21 protein-coding genes are annotated in these 25,930 nt (G+C 36.6%); 7 read left to right on the plus strand and 14 right to left on the minus strand.

What is annotated here, in order from left to right; all coding sequences use genetic code 11:
* Positions 1-342 precede the first annotated feature (342 nt).
* The 9 genes from BZG01_RS11005 to sufB all read right to left on the minus strand — a co-directional run bounded on the left by BZG01_RS11005 (position 343) and on the right by sufB (position 9,741).
* Positions 343-1,332 carry a GSCFA domain-containing protein gene (locus BZG01_RS11005; RefSeq protein ID WP_101309893.1) on the minus strand — a complete coding sequence of 330 codons (990 nt, stop codon included), beginning with the start codon at positions 1,330-1,332 and terminating at the stop codon, positions 343-345.
* A 3-nt stretch (positions 1,333-1,335) separates the two neighbouring features.
* On the minus strand, positions 1,336-2,187 hold the full coding sequence (locus BZG01_RS11010) for an alpha/beta hydrolase (protein WP_101309894.1): 852 nt from the start codon (positions 2,185-2,187) through the stop codon (positions 1,336-1,338).
* A gap of 162 nt (positions 2,188-2,349) precedes the next feature.
* Positions 2,350-3,291 carry a tRNA epoxyqueuosine(34) reductase QueG gene (queG, locus tag BZG01_RS11015; RefSeq protein WP_101309895.1) on the minus strand — a complete coding sequence of 314 codons (942 nt, stop codon included), beginning with the start codon at positions 3,289-3,291 and terminating at the stop codon, positions 2,350-2,352.
* A 618-nt stretch (positions 3,292-3,909) separates the two neighbouring features.
* Entirely contained in the window at positions 3,910-4,221 is a 312-nt protein-coding gene (locus tag BZG01_RS11020) for a metal-sulfur cluster assembly factor (RefSeq protein ID WP_101309896.1), read from the minus strand.
* A gap of 10 nt (positions 4,222-4,231) precedes the next feature.
* Positions 4,232-4,654 carry a SufE family protein gene (locus BZG01_RS11025; protein WP_101309897.1) on the minus strand — a complete coding sequence of 141 codons (423 nt, stop codon included), beginning with the start codon at positions 4,652-4,654 and terminating at the stop codon, positions 4,232-4,234.
* Between the two features lie 134 nt (positions 4,655-4,788).
* Positions 4,789-6,015, minus strand: a complete 1,227-nt coding sequence (locus tag BZG01_RS11030) for a cysteine desulfurase (RefSeq protein ID WP_101309898.1) — start codon at positions 6,013-6,015, stop codon at positions 4,789-4,791.
* A 43-nt stretch (positions 6,016-6,058) separates the two neighbouring features.
* On the minus strand, positions 6,059-7,420 hold the full coding sequence (gene sufD / locus BZG01_RS11035) for a Fe-S cluster assembly protein SufD (RefSeq protein ID WP_101309899.1): 1,362 nt from the start codon (positions 7,418-7,420) through the stop codon (positions 6,059-6,061).
* A 63-nt stretch (positions 7,421-7,483) separates the two neighbouring features.
* Positions 7,484-8,236, minus strand: coding sequence for a Fe-S cluster assembly ATPase SufC (gene sufC / locus BZG01_RS11040; protein WP_101309900.1), 753 nt, complete (start codon positions 8,234-8,236; stop codon positions 7,484-7,486).
* A gap of 53 nt (positions 8,237-8,289) precedes the next feature.
* Complete coding sequence (gene sufB, locus BZG01_RS11045) at positions 8,290-9,741, minus strand: Fe-S cluster assembly protein SufB (protein WP_101309901.1); 1,452 nt, start codon at positions 9,739-9,741, stop codon at positions 8,290-8,292.
* A 582-nt stretch (positions 9,742-10,323) separates the two neighbouring features.
* Between sufB and BZG01_RS11050 the strand changes: the two genes are divergently transcribed.
* From BZG01_RS11050 to thiL, 4 genes are all read left to right on the plus strand, one after another.
* Positions 10,324-10,569, plus strand: a complete 246-nt coding sequence (locus BZG01_RS11050; RefSeq protein WP_101309902.1) for an HTH domain-containing protein — start codon at positions 10,324-10,326, stop codon at positions 10,567-10,569.
* 312 nt (positions 10,570-10,881) lie between these two features.
* Positions 10,882-12,693 carry a hypothetical protein gene (locus BZG01_RS11055; RefSeq protein ID WP_101309903.1) on the plus strand — a complete coding sequence of 604 codons (1,812 nt, stop codon included), beginning with the start codon at positions 10,882-10,884 and terminating at the stop codon, positions 12,691-12,693.
* Between the two features lie 76 nt (positions 12,694-12,769).
* A complete protein-coding gene (locus tag BZG01_RS11060) occupies positions 12,770-13,246 on the plus strand; it encodes a hypothetical protein (protein ID WP_101309904.1) in 477 nt (158 codons plus the stop codon).
* Positions 13,247-13,754: 508 nt separating this feature from the next.
* Entirely contained in the window at positions 13,755-14,801 is a 1,047-nt protein-coding gene (gene thiL / locus BZG01_RS11065; protein ID WP_101309905.1) for a thiamine-phosphate kinase, read from the plus strand.
* 175 nt (positions 14,802-14,976) lie between these two features.
* Here thiL and BZG01_RS11070 read toward each other — a convergent pair whose 3' ends face one another.
* The 5 genes from BZG01_RS11070 to BZG01_RS11090 all read right to left on the minus strand — a co-directional run bounded on the left by BZG01_RS11070 (position 14,977) and on the right by BZG01_RS11090 (position 20,531).
* Positions 14,977-15,411 (minus strand): transposase, encoded by a 435-nt coding sequence (locus BZG01_RS11070; protein ID WP_342747039.1) that lies wholly within the window; start codon positions 15,409-15,411, stop codon positions 14,977-14,979.
* A 285-nt stretch (positions 15,412-15,696) separates the two neighbouring features.
* Positions 15,697-16,479, minus strand: coding sequence for an acyl-ACP--UDP-N-acetylglucosamine O-acyltransferase (gene lpxA, locus BZG01_RS11075; RefSeq protein ID WP_101309906.1), 783 nt, complete (start codon positions 16,477-16,479; stop codon positions 15,697-15,699).
* Between the two features lie 71 nt (positions 16,480-16,550).
* A complete protein-coding gene (locus tag BZG01_RS11080) occupies positions 16,551-17,942 on the minus strand; it encodes a bifunctional UDP-3-O-[3-hydroxymyristoyl] N-acetylglucosamine deacetylase/3-hydroxyacyl-ACP dehydratase (protein WP_101309907.1) in 1,392 nt (463 codons plus the stop codon).
* A 57-nt stretch (positions 17,943-17,999) separates the two neighbouring features.
* Complete coding sequence (gene lpxD / locus BZG01_RS11085) at positions 18,000-19,037, minus strand: UDP-3-O-(3-hydroxymyristoyl)glucosamine N-acyltransferase (RefSeq protein ID WP_101309908.1); 1,038 nt, start codon at positions 19,035-19,037, stop codon at positions 18,000-18,002.
* Between the two features lie 240 nt (positions 19,038-19,277).
* Positions 19,278-20,531, minus strand: coding sequence for an HD domain-containing protein (locus BZG01_RS11090; protein ID WP_101309980.1), 1,254 nt, complete (start codon positions 20,529-20,531; stop codon positions 19,278-19,280).
* Between the two features lie 355 nt (positions 20,532-20,886).
* Here BZG01_RS11090 and rimP point away from each other — a divergent pair, with 355 nt between their 5' ends.
* The 3 genes from rimP to infB all read left to right on the plus strand — a co-directional run bounded on the left by rimP (position 20,887) and on the right by infB (position 25,685).
* The gene (gene rimP / locus BZG01_RS11095; RefSeq protein WP_101309909.1) at positions 20,887-21,351 is read left to right on the plus strand and encodes a ribosome assembly cofactor RimP; all 465 of its coding nucleotides are present in this window, start codon (positions 20,887-20,889) and stop codon (positions 21,349-21,351) included.
* Positions 21,352-21,370: 19 nt separating this feature from the next.
* Entirely contained in the window at positions 21,371-22,606 is a 1,236-nt protein-coding gene (gene nusA, locus BZG01_RS11100) for a transcription termination factor NusA (RefSeq protein WP_101309910.1), read from the plus strand.
* Positions 22,607-22,667: 61 nt separating this feature from the next.
* Positions 22,668-25,685, plus strand: a complete 3,018-nt coding sequence (gene infB / locus BZG01_RS11105) for a translation initiation factor IF-2 (protein ID WP_101309911.1) — start codon at positions 22,668-22,670, stop codon at positions 25,683-25,685.
* The last annotated feature ends 245 nt before the right edge of the window (positions 25,686-25,930 follow it).

Below are 25,930 nucleotides of genomic sequence, written 5' to 3' on the forward strand. Positions count from 1 at the left end.
AATTTCGCTGTAATCCCTAAGTTTCCTAGTGACTCACAAGCTCGTTAGCTCCGAAAGCGGGTGCAAAGATAAATCATTTATTTTAATATATCCTAATCCCTAAGTGAAAAAATTTCAAAAAAATAAAGCCCGTTCCTGTGATAAAAAAATTACTCCCCAAATCACTCTAAACACCGGACACTTTCCTTTGAAAGCGGTGCAAAGATAAATGATTATTTTTCCCAATTCCTAATCATTTTATGAAGTTTTTTCACAAAAAGAAATAGCTGCCTGATAATCAGAAGCTATTTTTTTATCCGAAGGGGAAAAACAAATTACAAAATTCAAATGAGAATGTCCAGACTAATGGTGAAGATTTTTTAATAAAAGTGATTTTTCTTTATCAAAGACAATATTTGGATATTGACTCTCTAACTTCTGCACATCACTTAATGTACTGGTAATAAACTCCTGATGACTGACCGTGTCTGGATTAAAAGGACGATGACTGGCTGCCGAAACAATTTTATCTACCCGTTTCATCACGGCAAGTGTTTCATTCTCCATATATGTATCAACAAAACGAGTCCAAATATAATTGACAGATGTGGTATTCATATGCAGCATGTCCTCTCCGTAAAATCGATAATCTCTTAACTCATCCATAACAATTTCATAAGAAGGAAAGTAAGACACCTGTTCAAACAACTCCGCCAACTGCTCAATTGCCAAAAGTAAAGTAGCTTTACTAAGCTGATTTCCATGTGCTCCATCTTTCCAATGCCGAATTGGACTCACCGTAAAAACAATTTTTAAATCCGGATTGAAAATTGCTAAAGAGACAATCAATTTTTTATAGAATTGTACAATTTCGTCAACATCCAGTCGGTAGCGATGGAATTCCTTTGCTGGTAATTTATGGCAATTGGAAACTATTGCTCCAGTATCGAGCAATTCATAAACCCAGGCAGTTCCGAATGCAATGTAAAGAACATCTGAATTTGCAAGATCTAATGATGACTTTTTAATTTCAGTATTGATTGCATCCAAACACTCATTCACATCGGCATTTGAAAATCGTCCGTGATGAGAAAAACTAAACCACATATCATTGACGAAATTTAAGTCTTCTTCGGAGAATTTTTTGTTCTCGATTAGTATTTTTAAACTATTGCCAACACTGATTGGGTTATAAATTACTCCAAACGGATTGATATTGACATCAAATTTATATTTGCTGAGTTGCTCACCAATATTCTCGGTAAAACAAGAACCCAGCATAATTGCTTTTGAATTGTAACCAAACTTATCCCGCGATGCTGGAATCTTTACCTCAGTTCTAAAAATTGTCATATTCTAAATAATTTGCTTATTATTCGCTAACAGAGCGTCCAGCCAATTTATAATATATGTAAAAACCTCTTGATGACAGAATTCATTATGCAATTCATGATAAGCTTTATCGTACTGAATAAATGTACAACAATCCTTAACTCCCTCTGAGAAAATTTTACTTGCATTGGAGTCTGTAATCTGATCATCATTTCCATGCAGTAACAATAATGGCTTTTTTACTTTATCCGGATTCTGCAAAATACCGTATCCGGCATCATAAGCATCGACAAATAATCTGAATGAAACCATATGATGCACCAATTCATCCTCATCATATTTAATGCATACATCCTTATTATGAGATAACATTTTAGTATCAAAACTCGTTTTTACACTAAAAAAAGGAACTAAATTTGCCAGCACCCTAAGAAAAGACATTACTATTTTAGGAGGTGCTGCCTGTGTAACAATCCAAGGTGAAGTAGAAATGACTCCGAAATAATTCGACTTTCGCGAAATCATATGATTTAAGGCCTCACCTCCTCCCATGCTGTGACCATAAAGAAAACAAGGGACATCTTCAAAAAGGTTTCCTGCCTCCTCCAGAGCGAAATCAATATCATCCATTAATTTTTCGTAAGATTGAATGACTCCTCTTTTTCCATCAGACAAACCATGCCCACGCTGATCGTAGCTCAAAACAGCAATGTTCTTTTCAACGAACAATTCAGCCCAATTGTGATATCTGGAAGAATGTTCACCAATGCCATGAACCAAACAAATTACTGCTTTGGGTGGAATTGCAGGTTGCCAAACTTGAAAAAACAAACGCGTATTGTCATTTGTAGTTAGATTGTAGATATTGTGTATCATCAAATTTGATATAAACGACGAATAAAATTCATGCACAGAGCATCAAATTCTACCGAGAAGAACAAAATAAAAGTGAAAACGACTTATTGAATGTATAAATATATAAAAAAAGCGAAAACAAAAGTTCATTACTAAAACCTATAGGAAGCAATTCAATATAAGCTATTCACACTCTTTATGAAGAAAATCGAGATTGCGTTTTAATCCTTTGAATTTTGTTCGTTTTACTGCAGAGTTTTTGAATATCTCTCCAAATTTATGAGCATCCATGTGCTCCCATTCTGCCTTTGACAAAGAAAGTAGATCAGAATTAGGTTGAAATTCAGGAACTGAATTGGATTTTACCATGCGATTCCAAGGACAAACATCCTGACAAATATCACAACCAAATACCCGGTTTTCGAATTTCCCATTCATTTCTTCGGGAATTTCACCTTTGAGTTCAATGGTGAAATAGGAAATGCACTTGCTGCCATTCACCACATAGGGTTCTGTAATTGCTCCGGTAGGACAAGCACGAATACATTTACTGCATCCTCCGCAAAAATCCTGATATTTTTCTTCCTCATACTCCAACTCCATATCAATCAGCAATTCGCCCAGAAAAAGAAATGATCCTATTTTACGATTGAGTAATAATGAGTTTTTTCCAATCCAGCCAAGACCTGCTTTTTTTGCCCAAGCATGCTCTAATATTGGAGCGGAATCGACAAATGCGCGACCCGAAACTTCACCAAATTCTGTGTTGATATATTCCAAAAGCTGGTTTAATCGATCCTTTAATACGAAGTGATAATCTTTTCCGTACGCATATTTTGCAATAACAGGTGCTTCGGAATCTTGCTGCAGCTCCTTTGGAAAGTAGTTCAGACCAACAACAACAATTGACTTGGTATTTTCAACCAATAAACGAGGATCTAATCGTTTCTCAATATTATTGGCCATATACAACATCTCTCCGTGATATTTTTGATCCAGCCAAGATCGAAGATTCTCTTTCTCATCTTCCAGAAAATCTGCTTTTGCTATTCCACAAAGATCCAAACCAAGCTCGATAGCTTTGGCTTTTATGAGGTTTGATTTGGCAGAGAGGGTAAGATTCATGTTGCTAAATTAAGATTGTTCCCGACAATTCACGATAAACGTGGAATAAACATTTTGCATTTTCTAATAATACCAAATTAATATAGAAGCTCATTTTAATAAATAATTCTTTTGGGTTTAGAATCAAGTCATACCCTGACATAAATTGCTTGGTTATGGTAAGAGCATAACATTCTTAAATTTGTTCAATTCTCTGAAATTTAAACATTGTATCTTTTCAATTGCTTTGTCCTTAAGCCCGACGGCTCTTACTTTTCTCCTTAAATGAGAAAAGTAAGCAAAAGAATCAAGTCAATAGAAAGCTCTTCAGTATTCTAAACCAACTAAAGCAGCACGTGGCACGCTCTATTGACAACTCTCGCTCAAATTCTAATTTTCGAAAACATTTTCCGTTATTTTTTTCATGCAAATCAATTTTAATCTCTGAATAGAATAACCAGTCAGCATTAGTAAAACTTTTGCGTTAGGGATTGAAGTGTTACCCCACAGTGAAGAATGAGCGAGGAGTAAAAACGAAAAGCCCGACCTGAGGAACGAAGGAAACGCCCAAAACAAAAATCGGAAACCAAATTAGCAGGAACTAAAAAAGGACTGTAAAAAAACAGCCCTTTGATATATTTAGAGAAAACCCAATTCGAGTTTTGCTTCTTCGGTCATCATATCCTTGTCCCAAGGCGGATCGAAAGTTAACACAACGGTCACATCTTCGATTTGCGGCAGTGATTTAGTTTTTTCATTTACCTCTTCCAAAATTTGGTCGGCCATCGGGCAATTTGGCGCTGTAAGAGTCATCAGGATTTTCACCTCATCTTCCTCATACATATCAATTTCATATATCAATCCCAGGTCGTAGATATTCACTGGAATTTCGGGATCGTAAATGGTTTTTAAAACCTCGACGATTATTGCTTCTGTTTCTTTTTTTCCCATCTTTTCCTGATTATTTGCTTACGTGACTGAAAGCAATTCCATACATTTTTATTTGTTTCACCATGGAAACCAATCCATTAGAGCGAGTGGGCGATAGATGCTGCTTTAAACCGATTTCATCGATGAATTTTAAATCGGCATTCATAATATCTTCAGGAGTTTGATTGTTGAAAACACGAATCAACAAAGCTGCAATTCCTTTTACGATGATCGCATCGCTGTCGGCCTCCAACTTTACAACACCATTTTCGAGTGATGCATTGAACCAAACTTTAGACTGACAACCCTTTATCAGATTCGATTCTGTTTGATATTTTTCATCCAAACCGGAAAGATCTGTTCCCAACTCAATTAGATAGGCGTATTTGTCCATCCAATCTTCAAATCCTGCAAATTCTTCAATTATATCTTCCTGAATTTCGTTTATTGTCATACTATTGATTTTAGATATGAGATTTTAGATATGAGAAAAAATCCCCTATTCCAAATCTGCGAACGTATCTAATTTATATTTTTTTCAGCCGAAAGTTACAATAATTTTCTATCTGTGAAAATCGAACCAACGGACTATTTTACTGCAAACATTTTGCAGACTTTCAGAATTCCGTTATAAAGTGAATCAATTTCTTCCTTTGTATTGTAGAATGAAAATGACGCACGAACAGTACCGTCGATTCCGAAATGCTGCATTACCGGTTCGGTACAATGCGTACCAGTCCTTACTGCAATCCCCATTTGATCGAGAAGCATTCCCATATCGTAGAAATGAATTCCCTCCACCAGAAAAGAAATTACTGAAGTTTTTTCAGCAGCAGTTCCATAAATTCGTAAACCATCAATTGAAAGCAATTTTTGGGTTGCGTATTTTAACAATTCCTGTTCGTAAGAATCGATATTTTCAATTCCGACATTCTCAACATACTCAATTGCAGCACCTAAACCAATGGCATCGATATAATTGGGCGTTCCCGCTTCGAATTTATAAGGAAGTTCGTTATAAGTAGTTTTCTCGAAAGTTACTTCGGAAATCATTTCACCTCCACCTTTCCATGGTGGCATTTCATTCAGCAAATCTTCTTTGCCATACAGAACACCAATTCCGTTAGGTCCGTAAATTTTATGTCCTGAAAAAACCAAAAAATCTACATCCAAATCCTGAACATCAATTTTTTTGTGTTGAATGGATTGAGCCGCATCGATTAAAACACGAACATTTTTAGCATGCGCAATCTCAATTATTTTACGAATAGGATTTATGGTTCCTAATGAATTGGAGATGTGATTTACTGCAACGATTTTAGTGCGATCTGTAATTAATTCGTCCAATTTCTCAATCATCAATTCTCCATGATCGTTAAAAGGCAATACTTTTAAAACCGCTTTTTTTCTTTCACAGATTAATTGCCAGGGAACGATATTGGAGTGATGCTCCAATTCTGATACGATCACCTCGTCGCCTTCGGAAATGAATCGATTGCCAAACGAGTTGGCAACCAAATTTACAGATTCGGTGGCTCCGCTGGTGAAAATTACCTCGTGCGAATGTTTTGCATTGATAAAATTCTGTACAATTACTCTTGCATTCTCATTTCCGTCGGTGGATTTGTTGCTCAAATAATGAACGCCGCGGTGAATATTCGAATTGTACTTGTAATAGTACTCAACCAACTTATCAACTACCTGACGAGGCTTTTGCGTAGTTGCGGCATTATCGAAGTAAACAAGAGGCTTACCATGAATCAATTCCTCAAGAATGGGAAAATCTTTACGTATTTTATTGATATCTATTGTCATCCTATAAGAGAATCAAGTACGACAGTACCAGAATTAATTAAATCTAATTTTTACAAGCAAGTGCGCAAGTATTGCATTTCGATATTTCACCTCTTAATCTTGTATCAACCAAGGCATCAATTCGATCTTTAAGCGGCTCCACTCTAATTTTTTCAATTATTTCGTGAGCAAAAGCAAACATCAGCATCTGACGCGCTTCTTTCTCATCAATTCCTCTTGCGCGCAGATAAAACAGTGCATCCTCATCCATTTGACCTACTGTAGCACCATGACTGCACTTCACATCGTCGGCATCGATAATCAACTGTGGTTTTGTGTTGATTTGAGCATCATCGCTCAATAATAAATTGTTGTTTGATTGATAGGCCAATGTTTTTTGAGCATCGCGGCGAACATATATTCGACCTGCAAATGCTGCAGTTGCCTCGCCATCCATTACTCCTTTAAAATGCTCGTTGCTTAAACAATTCGGTTTTGAATGATCTATCGACGTGAAATTATCGACATGCTGCTTGTTATCCATCAAATACATTCCGTATGTATTGTTTTCGCAATGCTCGCCATCCAACAAAACATGATGATTATTACGAATGGTTCCTCCGTAAAGAGAAATGGTATTGGTCAATACATTTGAATGCTTATCCTGACGGATAAAAGTAGAATTCAGGATTACTGAATTCAAATGCTGATTTTGCAAGGTATACAAATCGAACACCGCACTGGATGCCACATTTACTTCTGTAACTGAATTGCTTAGGTATTTATGATGTGTTAAGGTATGATCGCAAACAATGATTTTGGCTTGCGCGTTTTCCTCAATCACAAATAAGTTACGTTGAGTTGCCATTAAATCGCGATCGGAACGCAAAAGGTTCACCACCTGAATCGGCTTTTCAATCACAACCCCTTTTGGCACGTAAATGAATAAACCATCTTTTGCCAAAGCTGTATTCAATGCTACAATACCATCCTCTTCGGGCTTGGCATATTTGCCGTAGTGAGCATTAAAAATATCAGGATATTTTTGTGCTGCTTCCTGAACTCCACAAACGATAACTCCTTCGGGTAATTCGGTAAGCACTTTATTATTTCCGTAATACCAACCATTTGTCAGCAATACCATATTGGTATCCAACTCGGGTACATCGCACTGAAAAATATCATTCAGGTCAACATCCACTTCCATATAACGAAGATTTACATTGTATGGATAATCGAAAGCTGGTATTAGATTGGTATATTTATAATTCTCGTTGACACGAGTAGGTACGCCTAATTCCTGAAACTGAACAAAGGCTTTTTCACGAGTCTTATTCATGCAATCAGAAGAACCATTTGAAAGCAATTCCTTACCTTGTTCGAACAGATCAGCGAAATCCTTATTTATTGTATCTATGTTGGCCATGTTATTTTAGATATTAGATAATAGATATGAGAAATAAGATAAATCCAATTTCCAACACCTCTACTATTTTCCGTTTTCTTCTTTAATCCAGTCGTATCCTTTTTCTTCCAGTTCAAGAGCAAGCTCTTTACCGGCAGTTTTTACAATTCGACCGTCAAACAAAACATGAACAACATCAGGAATAATATAATCCAATAAACGTTGATAGTGAGTAATTACAATTGTTGAATTCTCAGCAGTTTTTAATTTATTCACCCCATTTGCAACAATACGAAGAGCATCAATATCCAATCCTGAATCGGTCTCATCTAAAACTGCCAATTTAGGTTCAAGCATCGCCATTTGAAAAATCTCATTCTTTTTCTTCTCTCCGCCTGAAAACCCTTCGTTTACCGAACGATTTGTCAGTTTCGAGTCGATCTCGACCAATGCTTTTTTATCGCGCATTAGCTTTAAGAAATCAGATGCTGTTAATGGATCCAAGCCTTTGTGCTTTCGATGTTCGTTAACCGCAGTTTTCATGAAATTAACCGTTGAAACTCCTGGAATTTCTATCGGATACTGAAACCCCAGGAAAATTCCTTCTTTAGCACGATCTTCAGGTGCCATGTCCAACAAATTTTTCCCTTGAAAGATAATTTCACCTTCGGTTACTTCATACAAATCTCTTCCTGCCAATACTGAAGCTAAAGTACTTTTACCAGCACCATTAGGTCCCATAATAGCATGAACTTCTCCCGGCTTAATCTCAAGATTAATTCCTTTTAAGATTTCTTTTCCATCAATGGAAACGTGTAAATTTTTAATACTTAACATTTCACTTCTATTTTGTCGCAGTTATGCGTTGGGTTCTACTTATTATATATCTATTATCCTACAGATCCTTCCAAACTAATCGCCAAAAGCTTTTGAGCTTCTACAGCAAATTCCATTGGCATTTTGTTGATTACCTCTTTTGCGTATCCATTTACAATTAAACCAATGGCATCCTCGGTAGAAATACCACGCTGATTGCAATAGAAAATTTGATCTTCACCAATTTTAGAAGTAGTAGCTTCGTGTTCTACTTTAGCCGATTTATTGCCTATTTCGAGATATGGGAATGTATGTGCTCCACATTTGTCTCCTAAAAGTAATGAATCGCATTGAGAAAAGTTACGGGCTCCTTCACAATTCTTAGTTACTTTAACCAATCCCCGGTAAGAGTTGCTGCTTTTTCCTGCTGATATTCCTTTTGATATAATCGTACTTTTGGTGTTGTTGCCAATGTGAATCATTTTTGATCCGGTATCAGCCTGCTGATGATTATTGGTTACAGCTACCGAATAAAATTCACTCGACGAGCCATCACCCTTTAATATGGTAGACGGGTATTTCCAGGTAACTGCCGATCCGGTCTCCACCTGAGCCCACATCAATTTCGCATTTTTACCTTCGCAAATACCACGTTTGGTTACAAAATTGTAAATACCGCCCAATCCCTCCTTGTTACCAGGATACCAGTTTTGAACCGTAGAGTATTTCACCTCTGCATTGTCCTTCACAATAATTTCAACAATAGCCGCATGCAGCTGATTTTCATCACGCATTGGTGCCGTACATCCTTCTAAATAACTCACGTAACTATCATCTTCACATACAATTAATGTACGCTCGAACTGCCCTGTATTTTCCGCATTGATACGGAAATAGGTAGAAAGCTCCATTGGGCAACGAACTCCTTTTGGGATGTATACAAAAGAACCATCGGAAAATACTGCGGAGTTAAGAGATGCAAAAAAGTTGTCCTGAATTGGAACAACTGTTCCCATGTATTTCTGAATTAAATCGGGATGTTCCTGAACGGCATCACTAAACGAACAGAAAATAACTCCTTTTTCGGCCAAAGCCTGCTTAAATGTAGTTTTCACTGATGATGAATCCATCACCACATCAACTGCAACATTCGACAACAGTTTTTGTTCATCCAAAGGAATACCCAGCTTATCGAAAGTGGCGCGAATTTCAGGATCAACATCATCCATACTCTCCAACTTCGCTTTTTGTTTTGGTGCTGAATAGTAAATGATATCCTGATAATTAATTTCAGGTATTTTTAAATAGGCCCATTCCGGCATTTTCATAGTCAGCCAATGACGATACGCTTTCAATCTAAATTCGAGCATAAATTCAGGCTCATTCTTTTTAGCCGATATCATGCGGATAACATCCTCGCTAAGACCTCTGCCTATATCATCATTTTCAATATCAGTAACAAAGCCATATTTATAATCGCTCTGCGTTACCTCATCTAATATTTTATCTTGTTCTTCTTTTGCCATGTTGTTTAAGTATCAGGTAGAAAGCTTCAAAATCACATGAGATTTATCGCATTTCCTTAAAAGAATTCAATATTTTAAATTAATGGGGAAGAGTACAGACCTTAAATCGTGTAAGAAATTTTAAATCGTTCAGCTTACTCACAATTGCATGCCCCAATGGAATTTCATGCAAATATAATAAAGTATTTAGATATCTTTTTACTTGAAACGAATAAAATACCTCGAAGTCCTTTTATTTATTAACGTAATTTAGACAGAAAGGATACATTTACGAAAAGAAGATTTTCCAATGCTTTTTGATACTACATTTTCTATTTTGAATTACTCTAAACAGTTTCATGAATCGTTTTGAATGATTTCGCCAAAGTATGATAAATACAACAGCTTAACAGAATTCAATAACATCCAAACAAAAAAATCCATATCACAATTCAACAGCCAACATGCTGAAAACATTATACTTACATAATATATTCTAAATTAATCATTATCAATTTAACATTATTTAACAAATAATAGGGTTACCTTTTTAACATGACGGGAACTAAAGAGTAAATCACAAGCAGCCCAAAAAGTAATCATATGACACATTTGAATATTTTAGAGAAAGCAGAGTTCATTAAAGAACATGCAGAAAAAGAAAGCACTGGAACACCAACGGAGTTAGCCCAACGATTAAACATTTCGGAACGCAGTTTGTACCGAATCATCTCCTCCCTAAAGAATATGGGGCACTCCATTACTTACAGCAGATGCAAACAAAGCTATTGTTATGCAAACGAAAAAGAGGAAGTACAATTGCAAAAATTTCTCTGCAAGGATAAATAGATTTCTTTCGGTGTACTAATATCTGTATTATATGATGTTCAATTTTCCCATTATTTAGAGTGACCCAATCACCTTTCTATTGTGCGAATTGCTAAAATCATAACAACAGCAACAAACACAGCACATTTCCACCTATTCAATTAGACTTAATAAAAATAAGCTCACTGCCAAATAGTGGCAGTGAGCTTTCATAACTTGGTTCTCGAGTTTATCAATATGCGCACAATAAAACTCAAGGCTCAAAATCTCGTTCGAGGAGATAAGGGGCAAAATTAAAGTTATTTTTAGTATTAATCTTTAAATTTTGACAAAATGAAAACAAAACTCTTTTGGCTCTTGGCTTCACTACTCTTTCTTATTAGTTGTCGAGATAATTTAACTGCAGACCTTCAACCCACGGAAAGTAGAGAAAATACCTATGCAAAAACTGAATTACAGACCTTGCCTTCAATTAAATTAAATAATAGTGGCGGTGTAAAAAGCACCTCTCCCATCGGAAACTATCCCATTGATCTTTCCAATCCCCCAAGAAGTGTCAAAATAAACGGAACATATCATTCCGATTTTAAATATTGGTTTGACACCAACGTAGCAAGCAAAATCCCCTACAATATTAAAAATGACATATCTGATAAAGATGGCTGGGAAGTTATATATAACACGATACGAGAATACAATCCATCAACATATCAAGGTACTACAGATTTCCCTTTCATTGGATTATATAATCGATATAGAGGTATTTTCAGATTCTTCTACTATCATGCTTTAAACACAGAAGGTAACGATGTAGTAGGCATATTAGCTCTAGCTTCCGGCAACAACTCTAAAATACTCAATCACCCATCAATTGGAGAGTCTTATCCAGTTAATCAGACTAAAAGATACCTGAGTACAATGGGCACTGCACTTTCCTCTAATTTTAGTAATGTTGAAAATGGATTAGCTCCAAACCACTGGTATTGTTTTGACTTTGATGTTTCTTGCTATGATCCCAATGTAAATTCAGGCGGATTAACTTTTGCAATAACTTCTATTCAACGAGATAATCTTGAATTTAGTGGTAATATATCAGGAGATATTACAGGTAGTATAATAGGAAGTTCATCTTCTTCAGGCAGCCTTCTTAGTATTGGTAACTTATTTTCTAAAAAAGACGAGGCCACATCTACAACCAATGTTAACCTAGAGGTGAATGGTGCAAATGCTGATGCAATGGGAACTAGTTTACAAAACAAAGCCAATAATTCCACTGCAGGCATTGACGTAAAAAACTTATTTAAAGGCATCGTTAAAGATGGTGTTAGCGCATTAAAAAAAGGAGTATCAAGTTTTATGAGTTCCGGTATTTCAGGTCTTTTTTCTTCTCTAAGCTCTTCTTTATTTGGAAGTTCCACACCAACCATACAGCAGGTAAAACTCCAAACCAAACTAGATCTTACCGGGTCGGGGACAATAACATCAAAAACTTCTTATTCATTCAATTTGGAAATGCCAAACAAAAGAATAGGATTATTACATCTTGCTGTTCCACCAACAATAAATTGCTCTGAATACGTAACGCTAAATACAGGTAGTTTTAATCCTAATCCTAACGATGCTACCTCATATATGCTAACCCATAAATTCGGAACAACCAACTGTGATGTAGTAGTTAATCCTGATGTTGCAAATGAAATCGATGTATACACAACCACACGTATATTATATATTAATAAAAGCGCTGATTTTAACCTTGTCCCAAGCACCTCTGATAAATCAGTTGCTTTTATTTGGGGTAAGCTAACATTCCCTTATCACTATACAGATATAGTTGGACTTGATAAAGATACCGAAATTTGGTGGATTAATAATAGTGTTGCATTGCCTTCTCGTAACGTCAGCACCATCGGACACCTAATCTATAAATCCGGAAACAAAGATTTTATAACATCAGAACCATTAAATCAAATTTATTTAAAAATTAATTTTAAAATTGTACCAAAAAATGGAACTGAAACATTCTATCTTCAAAAAACTTACAAGGCAAATATAAAAGAATACAATACAAGCAACCCATATCCTTGGAATTGGGCAAATATCTGGCCAAATGGAACAGGAGACACAGATGGCCCTCCTAGCTAACTTTTCAATTAGCCCATTAAAATTATAGACTTTTCAATAGAATTGAAAATTACAATGAATTTAAAAACAACCCAACATGAAAAACAACGATTTAATCCAGGTCACCTTCACTGCAGAAGAATTGACCGAGAACAATGCCCATTTAGATGCTTTGCTGGTTTCTGCCAACCAAAATGCACCCGGTTTAACTCCCGAGCAACGCTCTACCTTTGGTTCTATTAACGAAACCAATAAATTACTGGTGAACAAAGCCAAAGTAATTATGCAGGAAAACCCTAAATACATACCCAATTTTGTAAGTATGGATGAGTTTGACCGGGATTTTAGAGCCAGAGAGGTGATTGAAGAGATGCTGCGGAAAGTAGCTCAGATTCAACAAAAATTAAGCGACACCAAAATCCTGCTGGATAACGATAACTATCAGGATGCAATGGCCTATTACCGTTCGGTTCGCTACTTTGCCAGCGAACACGATCAGGAAGCAATGCCTTTGTATGATGAGCTGAAGCAATTCTTCCCCAACCATAAGAATGGATCAAAGGAGGAAGAATAAATACCCTTCAATTATTTGAATTTAAAAAAGCGGAATCAAACAAAAGTTCCGCTTTAATTGTCATTCTGAGCTTGTCAAAGAATCTGCTGCATTGGGAGACGACAGATGTTTCAACTTCGCTCAACATGACAAGCCGATTCGAATTCTTCCTTTTTGGACCGCCTCTTTTCTTTTTGCCCCACCCTTGCACATACTGCCTTTTTTAGGTTCAATCGAGTATCGAGGCACGAAAATCGAGTATCGAGATACGGTTACGATTAAAAATTTTAACACGAAGTGTGGTTCCACCCTCGAAAATCGAGTATCGAGACACACTTCCGGTCAAAAAGTTTGACAGGAATCGTGGTTCGCACCACAATTGAGCCTAAAAGTTTTAACTTGGAACCTAAAAAATTATTGTTAACACTCTCAATACCTGACAGAATCTTAAAACCCCTCCCATCTCCACTCAATTCTATTTCCAATTTTTAGCTATCTTTGCAGGCAAATATCAATAATTAAGGAGACTATGCAGGAAAACAATGCTAAAGGAACCGATATTGCCACATTGGGCGAATTCGGATTGATTAAACACCTTACCAAAAATATAAAACTAAAACACGCAAGCACCAATGTGGGTGTGGGCGACGACGCTGCTGTTTTGGATTATCAGAATAAAAAAACCGTAGTTACCACCGATTTATTGCTGGAAGGCATCCATTTCGATTTAATGTACACGCCACTTAAACATTTAGGCTACAAATGTATTGCCGTGAATGTTTCGGATATTTATGCCATGAATGCCCTGCCAAAGCAGGTGACTGTTTCTATTGCCATCTCGAAACGATTCACCCTGGAAGCTATCGAGGAGCTTTACGAAGGAATCAATTTGGCCTGCGAAAATTACAATGTCGATTTGGTGGGTGGCGATACCACATCCTCTTTAACCGGATTGTGCATTTCGGTAACTGCAATTGGCGAAGCTGATGCTGAGCAACTGGCTTACCGCAGCGGAGCAAAAGAGAATGATTTAATCTGCGTAAGCGGAAATTTAGGGGCGGCCTTTGCCGGATTACAGCTGTTGGAGCGCGAAAAACGTGTTTACGAAAGCAATCCAGCCATGCAACCTGACTTAACGGGGCATGATTACATCTTAGAGCGTCAGTTGAAGCCTGAAGCCCGAAAAGACATTTATGAACGTTTGCAGGAAGCAAAGATTGTTCCTAGTTCGATGATTGATATTTCGGACGGATTGTCATCGGATATTATGCACATCTGCGAGGAATCGAAAGTTGGCTGCCAGATTTACGAAGAAAAAATTCCTGTTGACTACGAAACACACAAAATGGCCGAGGAGTTGAACATGAACTACAGTACTTTTTCGTTAAACGGCGGTGAAGATTACGAGCTGCTGTTTACTGTTCCTTTGGATCAATTCGATGCGATTGAAAAAATAGAGGATGTGAAAATAATTGGTCACATCACCGATATCTCGAAAGGAAAATATTTGGTGACGCGCGATGGTGTGGAAATTGAATTGCAGGCTCAGGGCTGGAATCCAATTAAAGAAGAGTAAAAGCTTTAAATATTCGGGCTGAAAGCCCAATTAAATTAAGCCCGGGGATACTTCCCCGGGTATTTTTACAGCAGCAGGAAAACGCCCTGAAAGGGCAATTTATACCTACTTAACACTCAAAACTCCTTTAAACATATATAGATCCCAATTAGGTATATTATATCAGTACTCACTATTAATCTCTCCACAAATATTCTTCATTATATTCAATTCCATACTCTTTTAAAAATAGAAGATATTCATCTCTAAATATCAGTTTCCGGTGATGTTCTTCCTGATTTTCAATATACTGTTTCGTTTTATCGTGCACAGAAGAACTAACAGAAAAGCCAATATAACCTCCTTGCCAGGCAAATTTTGAATAGTTTGATCCCTTTGTCTTGATCCAACGACTACTATGCCTCTTGATCTCTTCAACCAACTTTGCAAGTGCAATATTCTTGGACATTATACACAATATATGTACATGATCTTCGACTCCATTAATTATTATCGGAATTGAATCGTTATCCTTTATAATGGCACCAATATATGCATACAATTCTGCTCGGTTTTCCTTGCTTATTTTAGTAGTATTATTCTTCACATGAAAAATAATGTGAACAAACAGTTTGGATCATGATTGTGCCATAAAATATAAATCTGCCCTTTCAGGGCGTTTAATTAATATATCTTTATCGACCCAAAGCATTGCTTTGGGCTGAAATAAATTGCCACTTTGTGGCGCTAAATTGCACTTAAGTTAACAATATCATTTAATATTAATCACCACTACAACCATTTAAAAACAAAAAAGTGAGACTCTCCACTGAAAGTCTCACTTTTTTATATCTAATATCTATCGGGATTACTCAGAATAAAAATGATATAATTCCGCCAGATAAATCTATCGGGATTACTCAGGAAAATATCCTCTCATAATTCCACGTTTCGAATTCTTTACAAATAAGATAATGTCATCACGCTCAGGAGAAGCAGGCATCTCGGCCTCGATAGCTTCCAGTGCATTAAAGTTATTCATTCCTTTTTGGTACAGGTAACGGTACACATCCTGAATTTCACGGATTTTTTCATTCCCGAATTCACGACGACGCAAACCAATTGAATTCACACCAATGTAGGAAACCGGTTCGCGACCAGCTTTTACGAAGGGAGGAACATCTTTACGAACCAAAGATCCACCTGAAATCATTACGTGTGAACCAATGTGAACGAACTGATGAACAGCAACCAGTCCGCTAAGAATAGCGAAATCATCGATAATTACCTCACCGGCAATTTGAGTTGCATTACCAATGATACAATTATTACCAATAATACAATCGTGCGCTACATGCACATAGGCCATCAACAAACAGTTGCTTCCAATGATGGTTTTCCCTTTGGCTACAGTCCCTCTGTTAATGGTAACACACTCACGAATGGTGGTGTTGTCGCCAATTTCAACAGTTGTTTTTTCGCCACGAAATTTTAAATCCTGCGGAACAGCACCAATAACGGCTCCCGGAAATACCACACAATTTTTACCAATATGGGTTCCCTCCATGATTGTGGCATTCGAGCCAATACGGGTTCCTTCTTCAATTACAACATTTTTGTCAATAGTAACAAAGGGCTCAATCACTACATTATCAGCGATCTTAGCCTCAGGATGTACATATGCTAACGGTTGCTTCATTTTTTTTATATTTCGTTTTATGCAAAACTCCCGTTTCAAGAAGTTGTTGCGTAGCAGTAGTTACTAATTAATTATTTTTTCTTTGCGATTTGAGCCATAAACTCACCTTCGGCAACAATAGTATCACCAACAAAAGCTAAACCGCGCATGTTAGCAATTCCCCTACGAATAGGAGATAAAAATGACAATTTAAAAATTAAAGTATCACCTGGAACCACCTTTTTTCTAAACTTGATATTGTTTTGAGTCAGGAAATAAGTAGAATAGTTTTCAGGATCTTCGACCTGGTTAAGTACTAAAATACCTCCACATTGAGCCATAGCCTCCACCATAAGAACACCTGGCATTACCGGTTCTCCCGGAAAATGGCCAACAAAAAACGGCTCGTTCATAGACACATTCTTCACCCCCACAATACTGTCATCCTGAATATCAATAATTTTGTCAACCAACAAGAATGGAGGACGGTGAGGCAACAAACCCATTACGCCATTAATGTCTAATACAGGCTCTTTGTTTGGATCATAAGCCGGAACTGAATCTTTTCCCATTTCTTTCTTAATTCGTTTGATTAATAATTTCGCCATTTCGGTGTTCGGTCCGTGACCAGGACAGGTTGCAATAACCCTTCCCTTAATAAACTTTCCGCAGAGAGCAAGGTCGCCAATCACATCCAATAGTTTGTGACGTGCACACTCGTTATCGAAATAAAGTTCTAAATTACTTAAAATTCCTTCCTTTACCTCAACATACTGATGGTCGAATAAATCAGCAATACGATCTAACTCTTTCTGTTCCATCATTTGGTCCATTATAACAATGGCATTATCCAAATCTCCGCCCTTAACTAAATTGTGGTTTAACAGAAATTCCAGTTCCCGTACAAATACAAACGTACGGCACATCGAGATTTCCTCTTTATAATCTTTTAATGAACTTAAGCGGGCATACTGATTTCTCAACACTTTAGAGTTGAATGAAATCATTGTGTCCACACTATATTCATCGTCAGGCAGAATCGTAATTTCAGAACCACGTGCTTCATCCCTATAAGTTATCTTCTCTTTTGGCACGTAATACTCACGAATTGCATCCTGCTCTGCAATACCGGCATTTTCAATTCCTTCTACATAAAATTTCGCACTCCCATCTAAAATTGGAGGCTCAGTAGAATTCATCTCAATCAGGCAATTATCAATGCCTAATCCGTACAAAGCTGATAATGCATGCTCAATGGTTTGAACTTTGCATTCTCCTTTTTCCAATACAGTTCCTCTCGAAGTATCACCAACATACTCGGCACTTGCTTCTATAACAGGCTGACCTTCTAAATCTACCCGTTTAAATTGATATCCGTGATTTTCGGATGCAGGCAGAAACTTTATAGAGACTTCCAGTCCTGTATGAAGTCCTTTTCCTGTAAGAGTAAATTCTTTTGCTAATGTTCTTTGTTTATCTGCCATAACTTGACATCAATATTTTTAAATCCCAGGTTAACTAATTGAAAGTAAAACTTTCCTTTACTCTTCCTTTAATCTTTTTATTTCCTTTTCCAGTTCAATAATTTGCTCTCTCATTTTTGGCAAATTCTTAAACAGAACATATGATTTTTGATAAGGCCCAAAATCGAAAGCCGGTGAACCTTGCAATACAGTTCCTTCTTTCTTAACCGTACGGCCAATACCAGATTGAGCAGCAATTTTCACTTCATCTGCAATCGATAAATGACCTACGATTCCCACCTGGCCACCTATCATACAATTTTTACCAATCTTTGCGCTTCCCGCAATACCGGTTTGAGAGGCAATCACTGTATTTTCATCTATTTCTACATTGTGAGCAACCTGAATCAGGTTATCCAGCTTCACTCCTTTACGGATGATTGTTGATCCCATAGTAGCACGATCAACACATGTATTTGCACCAATCTCAACATGATCTTCAATAAGCACATTACCTACCTGAGGAACTTTTTTGTAGTCGTTTGCCGATGAAGGGGCAAAACCAAATCCATCACCGCCAATTACAACGCCGGAGTGAAAAATGCATTCAGCACCAATCTTACATCCTTCGTAAATTTTAACTCCTGAGTTTAATATGGTATTGTCGCCAATAGTCACATTATCGCCCACATAGCAGTGAGGATAAATTTTTACATTATTTCCAATCTGGACATTACTACCTATATATGCAAAGGCACCAATATAAATCTTCTCACCCAATTTCGATGACTTGCTCACGAAAGAAGGCTCTTCAATTCCTGTTTTCTGAGGTTTGCTTTGCTCATACATTTCCAACAACTGAGCCAATGCCTGATAAGCATCATCGACACGAATAAGTGTTGTCTCAATCTCCTTTTCAGTCTCAAAATCCTTGTTTACCAAAACAATTGATGACTGTGTAGAGTATATATAGTGCTCGTATTTAGGATTTGCCAAAAATGAAAGAGTTCCAGGCTTCCCTTCTTCAATTCTGGAAACATTGGTAACTTTAACCTTAGCGTTCCCATCTACCTCTCCGTTAAGAAACTCTGCAATATCTTCTGCTGTAAATTCCATTCGTTCTATTTTTTATCAGATCAAAAAAATGATTCATTATATCCGGTATTCACAATACAAACACCAAGCACAAATCATCCAATATAGCTGATTTATAAGAAAAAAATTTCTGCAAATCTAATAATTATTTCATGCGCATGAAATTTTTTCTCCTATTGCCTGCTTTATCTATAGAAAAAGTATTCTTGAAAATGAAGTTGAAATCATTTCTTAAGAGCTGGTAAATCACACAAATGACTCTTAAATTTTAGGATAACAGAGGTAATATTTTTTTACTGTTTTAGACAAGACAGAAGCATCCAGCATATCCGAAGCCTCTCCTATATCGCACTGCGTGTCATCCTTATATAAAATATTTATTTGATCATCATCCGAGCTATATGCATTATTGCTGATCGAATTTGAAATCACCATAAATTCGAGGGCATGATCTGAACATCCAAAATAACGCCCCACCCGTTTTTTCACTTGATCAATATATTCTTTAGTGAAGGTCGTTTTTTGAATCTCAATTTTAAACAATTGCCGATCGCGTATGCATTTACACAAATAAGAAAGAACTTTATCGCTGTGGTCAGCCCAAACCTTAATGCTAACCATGATATCGTCATCATCAAGGTCGGCAAACATCTCCAAGGCATTTCGACCATTACAAACAACATTCGGATTTTCAAACTCCATCTTACCTACTTTGTTATACAAAAAGTAGGTTAAGGACGGAGTCGCAAACAATTCATCTCCCTTTTCGGCAAGGTATTTAGCTCTCTTCAAAATATGAACCAACATCTCTTCTGCAGCAATAACTGTTTTGTGCAAATACACCTGCCAATACATCAAACGCCGGGCGATCAGAAATTTTTCAATTGAATAAATACCTTTAGCCTCCACTACCAACTGATCATTACGAACATCCAGCATTTTAATGATCCGTGCCGATCCAACCACCCCTTCGGTAACACCGGCAAAAAAACTATCGCGCCGTAAATAATCCAAACGATCCATATCCAACTGACTCGACACCAACTGATTCAAAAAACGCTTTGGATATTCATTCCGGAATATTTTTACGGCCACATCCAACTCACCCCTAAATTGATGATTTAAACGTTTCATAAATAATTCAGAAATCTGTTCGTGAGTTATGCCATCAACAATACTATACTCTAATGCATGAGAAAACGGCCCATGTCCAATATCGTGAAGTAATATTGCCGCATATACTCCTTCCTCCTCTTCCTGGGTAATTACGTGCCCTTTCGATCGAATGGTTTCTATTGCAAGACTCATTAAATGAGTGGCACCCAATGCGTGCTGAAATCTGTTATGAAAAGTTCCCGGAAAAACAAGGTAGGAGAGCCCCAGCTGTTTTATTCTTCTCAAACGCTGAAAAAAAGAATGCTCAACCAAATCGTACGATATCCCGGATGGGATATGAATAAATCCGTGAACCGGATCATTTACTATTTTTTTCTTACTCCCAGTATTTAAACTCATACGCTTTTGTATCATAGGCTGGTAACAAATGTATAAAAAGTAGCGAAAAAAGCCTATCTTAGTACTATTCAAACCCCAATTAAAATTGGCTTGTGAATAAAAATATCTTTCTTGAAATAAAGTAAAATCGTTCAAATGGGTTAAAATCATTCAATTGAACAAAGGAAGAGATCAAATTTCATTAAAAAAACTCATTTTCAAGAGAATAATTTTTCATTAGCGATTAGAATACAATAATTTAGAGGGATGTCATTTGTTTTTTAGAACATTTATCTCTAATTTTGCATCGAAAAGTAAACAAATTGTGAGCTTTAGGGGACAAAAAGTCCCCTATTTTATTGATATTAACCGATATATGATTGATAAGAAAACTATAACTGAAATTATTGAAAATGAAATTGCTGACACCGACCTGTTTCTGGTTGATGTAAGTGTTTCATCTGGAAATGCCATTTCAGTTGTAATTGATAGCTATAACGGAGTACCGATCATTACTTGTATCGAACTAAGCAAAGCTATCGAAGGGCATTTTGATCGTGAAGTTGAAGACTTTGAATTACAAGTTGCTTCAGCTGGAATCGGTCAACCCTTTCAGGTTTTTAAACAATACCGCAAATACATAAATAAAGATGTTGAGGTATTGACAACTGAGGGGATTAAATTCTCAGGAAAACTGATCACCGTTGGTGATAATGAAATAGAAATTGAAGTTGAAGAAATGGAAAAGGTTGAAGGAAAAAAGAAGAAGCAACTTGTTGTGAAAAATTACTCCTTCACTTTAGATCAAATTAAATCAACAAAAGATATTATTACTTTTTAACAGGTAAACAGCTGAATACATGAACCTTATTGAGACTTTTTCAGAATTTAAGGAGTTGAAAAGCATCGACCGCGCTACAATGATGAGCGTGTTAGAAGATGTTTTCAGAAATCTTCTATTGAAAAATTATGGCACCGACGAAAACTATGATATCATTATTAATCCAGACAAAGGTGACTTAGAGATCTGGAGAAATAGAGAAATTGTAGAAGACGGACAAGTAGAAGATGAAAACCTACAGATCTCACTTTCTGAAGCGAAAAAGATAGATGATGATTACGAAGTTGGTGAAGAAGTTACTGACGAAGTGAAATTTATGGATTTTGGCCGACGTTCGATTTTAACTTTACGTCAGAATCTTTCTGCGAGAATTTTAGAATTGGAGAAAGACAATATCTTTAACTTATACAAAGACCGGGTTGGCGAAATTGTTACCGGTGAAGTTTATCAAATCTGGAAAAAAGAAATTCTTATTCTGGATGATGAAGAAAATGAATTAATTCTGCCGAAAACAGAACAAATCCCTTCTGACTATTTCCGCAAAGGAGAAACAGTTAGAGCGGTAGTTGTTCGTGTTGAGGTAAAAAATAACAGTCCTCTTATTGTTGTTTCAAGAACTTCTCCTGTTTTCCTTGAGAGATTATTTGAACTGGAAGTACCGGAAATATTTGATGGTTTAATCACTATTAAAAATATTGTTCGAATTCCAGGTGAAAGAGCTAAGGTTGCAGTTGAATCATACGATGAAAGAATTGATCCTGTTGGAGCATGTGTAGGTATGAAAGGATCGAGAATACATGGTATTGTTCGTGAATTACGTAACGAAAACATCGATGTGATTAACTACACAACCAACACTCAGCTATTTATCACAAGAGCTCTTAACCCAGCGAAAGTTTCCTCAGTAAAACTTAACGAAGAAACCAAGCGTGCTGAAGTTTATCTGGATCCTGAAGAGGTTTCCTTAGCTATTGGTAAAGGTGGTTTAAACATCAAACTGGCAAGTCAGTTATCAGGATATGAAATTGATGTATATCGTGAGAAGTCTGAGGAGGAAGTTGAAGAAGATGTAAACTTATCAGAATTTACGGATGAAATTGATGCCTGGATAATTGATGAGTTAAAGAAAATTGGTTGTGATACAGCGAGAAGCGTTCTTGATTTATCTCCTGAGGAGTTAGAAAAAAGAACTGATCTTGAAATAGAGACCATTAATGAGATTTTGAATATTCTTAAATCCGAGTTCGATAATTAAATTCTTCAGAATCATGATGTAAATTTTTGAAACGGGACATTTTAACAGTTAACTTTTAAATATGGTGAAAGTCGATAAAAATATAAGACTTAGTAAATTAGCAAGAGAACTAAACGTTGGTACTTCAACAATTGTTGAATTTCTGAACAAAAAAGGCATTCCGATTGATTCCAATCCAAATACCAAAGTTTCAGAAGAGGCTTATAATATCCTCGCTAAAGAGTATAGCTCTGACTTAAATCTGAAAAAGGAATCTGAAAAGGTAAATCTGAAAAGTACCCGCGAAAGAAAAGAAACAGTTTCAATTGAAAAAATTTCTGAAGATTCAGAGCCTGAAACTCGTAGTAAAGAAAAATCTGTTGAAAAAACAGAAGAAGTAATTGCTAAAAAGGAACCTGTTAAAATAGTTGGTAAAATTGATTTAGATGCATTAAAACCTAAAGCAAAACGACCACAGGAAACAAAACAGGAAGTCGTTGCAAAAACGAATCCGGATAAGGTAGAAAAAACTATTAAGCCAGTTCAGTCTGAAGCTCCCAAGAAGGAAGCTCCTAAGGCGGATGTGACTACAGAGACACCTGTGGTTAAAATAGTTACACCTCCAAAAGTAGAACTTACTGAACAAACATCTGAACCTGCTAAAAATTCAGTTTCTGATGACCAAACTGTTAAAATGGAAACCCCGAAAAAAGAGGAAAAAGCCCGAGCTCCTAAAGAGGAGAAAAAAGATGAGCTTAAAGTGGTTGGCATGATTGATTTATCTGCATTAAATCAAAAAACCAGACCAACCAAAAAAACCAAGGCTGAAAAAGAAGTTGAAAGAAGGGAAAAACAGAAAGCTCCTGCTTCAAAACCTCAGGCTCAGGAAAATTCAGGCTCAGGAAAAGAAGAAATTTTTAAATCTTCTACCCAAAGACTAGCTGGTCCTACTGTAGTTGGAAAGATTGAACTTCCAGTTGAGAAAAAGCCAAGTGCGGGGAATAAAGATAAAGTATCTGCCAATCAGCGTAAGAAGCGTAAAAGAATTAAAAAAGATACTGAAAAAGTAAATTTAGCTAATCCCGGACAAGGAAAGCCAGGAAAACCAGGAACTACTGAGGTAAGACTTAAAGGGACAGGCGCTGGTGCTGCTAAGTTCAATAAACTGAAGAAGAAAAGAGTCGTTAAAAAAGAGGTTAGCGAAGAAGATGTACAAAAGCAGATTAAAGATACTCTTGCCCGTTTAACCTCAAAAGGAGGTAAATCGAAAGGATCAAGACACCGTAGAGATAAACGTGACAGCGAAAGTGCAAAAAGAGAAAAAATTGCAGAACAAATTGAAGCTGAAAAAAATATTTTAAAGCTTACTGAATTTGTTACAGTTAATGAGTTGGCAACGATGATGGCCGTTCCTGTTACCAATATTATTGCAACTTGTATGGGATTAGGTTTATTTGTGTCTATCAATCAACGATTAGATGCAGAAACTATTGCCATTGTTGCTGATGAATTTAACTTTAAAGCTGAATTTGTAAGTGTTGAACTTCAGGAATCAATTGAAGAAGAAGTTGACGAAGAAGCAGATTTATTATCCCGTGCTCCAATTGTTACTGTTATGGGACACGTTGATCATGGTAAAACCTCCCTACTTGATTACGTTCGTCACGCGAATGTAATTGCAGGTGAAGCTGGGGGAATTACGCAGCACATAGGAGCTTACAATGTGAAGCTTGATGATGGAAGAAGAGTTTCTTTCCTTGATACTCCAGGTCACGAGGCATTTACCGCGATGCGTGCACGTGGTGCTCAGGTAACTGATATTGCAATTATTATAATCGCGGCTGACGACAACGTAATGCCACAAACAATTGAGGCAATTAATCACGCAAGTGCAGCGGGAGTTCCTATTGTATTTGCAATTAACAAGATTGATAAGCCTGGTGCTGACCCTGAAAGAATTAAAGGAGAATTAGCAAATATGAACTATTTAGTTGAGGACTGGGGTGGTAAATACCAGTGTCAGGAAATCTCAGCAAAAAATGGTATTAACATTGAAGAGTTGCTGGAAAAAGTTCTTTTAGAAGCAGAAATGCTGGAACTTAAAGCAAATCCAAATAAACGGGCTATTGGTTCGGTAATTGAATCATCATTAGATAAAGGTAGAGGTTATGTTACAACATTATTAGTACAGGCAGGAACCTTAAAAGTTGGAGATGTTCTATTGGCAGGTAGTTACACTGGTCACGTAAAAGCAATGTACAATGAGCGTGGTAATAGAATAGAGAAGGTTGGTCCTTCAGAACCAGCTTTAATTCTTGGTTTGAACGGAGCCCCGCAGGCTGGTGACAATTTCAACGTAATGGAAAGTGAAAAAGAGGCGCGTTCCATAGCTAACAAACGTGAACAATTGCAACGTGAGCAAGGTCTTCGTACTCAGAAACACATTACACTTGATGAAATTGGCCGTCGTATTGCAATTGGAAACTTCCAGGAGCTTAATGTTATTGTAAAAGGTGATGTGGATGGATCGATTGAAGCTCTTTCTGATTCATTAATCAAGCTTTCTACTGAGGAAATTCAGGTGAATGTTATTCACAAAGCAGTTGGTCAGATTTCCGAATCGGATGTATTGCTTGCAACAGCTTCTAATGCTATTATTGTTGGATTCCAGGTTAGACCTTCTATTGGAGCAAGAAAACTTGCTGAGAAGGAAGAAATTGATATCCGTTTGTACTCGATTATCTACGATGCAATTGATGAATTAAAATCAGCAATGGAAGGTATGCTTTCTCCTGAAATTAAGGAAGAAATTACTGCTACTGTTGAGGTTGTGGAGGTATTTAACATTACCAAAGTGGGTAATATTGCAGGTTGTCTTGTTCGTGATGGAAAAATCAACCGTAACTCTAGAATCCGATTAATTCGCGATGGTATTGTTGTTTACACAGGAGTACTTGGTTCTCTGAAACGTTTCAAAGACGATGTGAAAGAAGTAGCGAAAGGTTACGAATGTGGATTAAATATCGACAAATACAACGACATTAAAGTTGGCGATATGGTAGAAGCATTTGAAGAAATAGAGGTGAAAAAGAAATTGTAAAATACAATTCTATAAATAGTAAAAAGCAGGCTGTTCAGCCTGCTTTTTTTTATGTCTTTACTTTGCAATTAGTTTTAATGTCAGGATATTCCTAAATCAGTATTCCAGATTTTTTAAATTGCAAATTAAGAGTATAAAGGGCTACAATTTAATACTCTATATCGTTCAAAATTACTAATATTCAAAAGGCATAAATCCAAAATTATTTTTTTACACTAAAGATTTTAATCCATAAAAAAACCCTC

The sequence above is a fragment of the Labilibaculum manganireducens genome (genome assembly GCF_002843385.1).
GTDB lineage: Bacteria > Bacteroidota > Bacteroidia > Bacteroidales > Marinifilaceae > Labilibaculum > Labilibaculum manganireducens.

Coding starts and splice junctions, on each gene's coding strand:
- BZG01_RS11005 (WP_101309893.1), bottom strand. CDS start 1,332: ATGACAATTTTTAGAACTGAGGTAAAGATTCCAGCATCGCGGGATAAG.
- BZG01_RS11010 (WP_101309894.1), bottom strand. CDS start 2,187: ATGATACACAATATCTACAATCTAACTACAAATGACAATACGCGTTTG.
- queG (WP_101309895.1), bottom strand. CDS start 3,291: ATGAATCTTACCCTCTCTGCCAAATCAAACCTCATAAAAGCCAAAGCT.
- BZG01_RS11020 (WP_101309896.1), bottom strand. CDS start 4,221: ATGGGAAAAAAAGAAACAGAAGCAATAATCGTCGAGGTTTTAAAAACC.
- BZG01_RS11025 (WP_101309897.1), bottom strand. CDS start 4,654: ATGACAATAAACGAAATTCAGGAAGATATAATTGAAGAATTTGCAGGA.
- BZG01_RS11030 (WP_101309898.1), bottom strand. CDS start 6,015: ATGACAATAGATATCAATAAAATACGTAAAGATTTTCCCATTCTTGAG.
- sufD (WP_101309899.1), bottom strand. CDS start 7,420: ATGGCCAACATAGATACAATAAATAAGGATTTCGCTGATCTGTTCGAA.
- sufC (WP_101309900.1), bottom strand. CDS start 8,236: ATGTTAAGTATTAAAAATTTACACGTTTCCATTGATGGAAAAGAAATC.
- sufB (WP_101309901.1), bottom strand. CDS start 9,741: ATGGCAAAAGAAGAACAAGATAAAATATTAGATGAGGTAACGCAGAGC.
- BZG01_RS11050 (WP_101309902.1), top strand. CDS start 10,324: ATGACACATTTGAATATTTTAGAGAAAGCAGAGTTCATTAAAGAACAT.
- BZG01_RS11055 (WP_101309903.1), top strand. CDS start 10,882: ATGAAAACAAAACTCTTTTGGCTCTTGGCTTCACTACTCTTTCTTATT.
- BZG01_RS11060 (WP_101309904.1), top strand. CDS start 12,770: ATGAAAAACAACGATTTAATCCAGGTCACCTTCACTGCAGAAGAATTG.
- thiL (WP_101309905.1), top strand. CDS start 13,755: ATGCAGGAAAACAATGCTAAAGGAACCGATATTGCCACATTGGGCGAA.
- lpxA (WP_101309906.1), bottom strand. CDS start 16,479: ATGAAGCAACCGTTAGCATATGTACATCCTGAGGCTAAGATCGCTGAT.
- BZG01_RS11080 (WP_101309907.1), bottom strand. CDS start 17,942: ATGGCAGATAAACAAAGAACATTAGCAAAAGAATTTACTCTTACAGGA.
- lpxD (WP_101309908.1), bottom strand. CDS start 19,037: ATGGAATTTACAGCAGAAGATATTGCAGAGTTTCTTAACGGAGAGGTA.
- BZG01_RS11090 (WP_101309980.1), bottom strand. CDS start 20,531: ATGAGTTTAAATACTGGGAGTAAGAAAAAAATAGTAAATGATCCGGTT.
- rimP (WP_101309909.1), top strand. CDS start 20,887: ATGATTGATAAGAAAACTATAACTGAAATTATTGAAAATGAAATTGCT.
- nusA (WP_101309910.1), top strand. CDS start 21,371: ATGAACCTTATTGAGACTTTTTCAGAATTTAAGGAGTTGAAAAGCATC.
- infB (WP_101309911.1), top strand. CDS start 22,668: ATGGTGAAAGTCGATAAAAATATAAGACTTAGTAAATTAGCAAGAGAA.